Annotated in this window: 1 protein-coding gene; it reads right to left on the reverse strand. The window is 43.7% G+C overall.

Going from position 1 to position 1380, the window contains the following annotated elements; all coding sequences use genetic code 11:
- Nucleotides 1–92: 92 nt before the first annotated feature.
- Nucleotides 93–1289 carry an IS4 family transposase gene (locus RYH73_RS26535; RefSeq protein ID WP_187340842.1) on the reverse strand — a complete coding sequence of 399 codons (1197 nt, stop codon included), beginning with the start codon at nucleotides 1287–1289 and terminating at the stop codon, nucleotides 93–95.
- Nucleotides 1290–1380 lie beyond the last annotated feature (91 nt).

Consider the following 1380-nt stretch of genomic DNA (forward strand, 5'->3'; position numbering starts at 1 on the left):
ATCACTACTGTCCGGTTAAATTTCCAACTGGCCTAAAAAGGCTGCTTGTTTTTCTGTGAGCGATGTTATTCTGTGCAGAGTCAATAGCATGGTCATGTCTGAAAGATGTTTAACTGATTTTGATCTCCTGATGTTAACTTATTCCAGTTCACGTTTGGATTGTCCAGGAACTTAAAGAGATTGATATAAGTTAAAGCATGGCTTCTGATAAAGGATACCATGTTGGAAAAAGCCCATCTACGTTTTGTCCTTTCTTTAATTACCAGCAGGATGAGCTGGGCGATCAGCGACACCCAGATCTGTATCTCGATGGCATTCTGGGATTCCCCCAGGAAGTATTTAAGCGGGAAGTTCTGTTTGAGTCTTTTGAACAGCGATTCTATCTGCCACCTTTGACGGTAAATATCGGCAATAGCGGTCGCCTCCAGCTCGAAGTTATTGGAGAGGAACTCATAGATACTGTCATTTGCATGGTCGTAATAGAATACCCTTCGTAATAATAAAGGACTACCTTTTACATCTATGCTGATGACTTCATCCTCCATTACACGTTCTGCATCCCTTTGGAGGACAGCAAATTGCTCTAAAGATTCATAAACAGCGTTTTCCTTCTGCCGTGTCACAAAGAAGACTCCTTCCATATCCCAGCTGGCGTACTGCGCATAATCAATATAGCCTTTATCAAATACTACAAAGGAACCCCTCTTAAGCTCCAGTTCCTTCAGGAATACATGGTCATGGGTGGCTGCCGATGAAAAACGTACCAGCGAAGGCACATCCTCCCGTGAATGGATCATGGTATGCACCTTGATGCCCCCTTTCTTCTTTCCTTCTCTGGGGTTACGCCCGGCACCTTTGAGCACATCGCTGAAAAGGCTGATGGTGGTCGAATCTACAATGTACAGATCTTTCAACGGTAAATTACTTTTTCGGCTGTCCGGTAAAAATGAACGGTAGCGTCTATAGAGCTTTTGGTAGATCTTAGCGAAGACATCGCTGCTGCGCTTGCTGTTGGCCTCGGCGAAAGTGCTCCGCCGTGGAAAGTCCTTCAGCCCCAAATGGCCGATACGACCCTGACAGGCCAGAAAAAGCCCCGATATCTCCCGCAATGAACTACATCCACTTATTACTGTCATTAACATCGTTACCAGATGATCATAGGTGTGAAACTTTTTATAGTATCTGTCGCTCCCCTCTTTTTTGGCTGTCCGGTTTATTTCTTCCCTGTCCAGATATTTTATCAGCTGACTAACCAGTGGCTGTCCGCTGAAATAATTACTTTTGTTCATACTTTTTTGTGTAGGAACTCAAAAGTATAAATCTTGGAGCAGTTCGATTAATTTCTACTGCTCCTTTTTATTTTTCCCCGGACACTAATGA

This window comes from Olivibacter sp. CPCC 100613 (assembly GCF_036959255.1).
In the GTDB taxonomy this organism is placed as follows: Bacteria; Bacteroidota; Bacteroidia; order Sphingobacteriales; family Sphingobacteriaceae; genus Olivibacter.

Bases quoted from the DNA above. Each gene is read 5' to 3' on its own strand.
- RYH73_RS26535 (WP_187340842.1), bottom strand. From the start codon at position 1,289: ATGAACAAAAGTAATTATTTCAGCGGACAGCCACTGGTTAGTCAGCTG.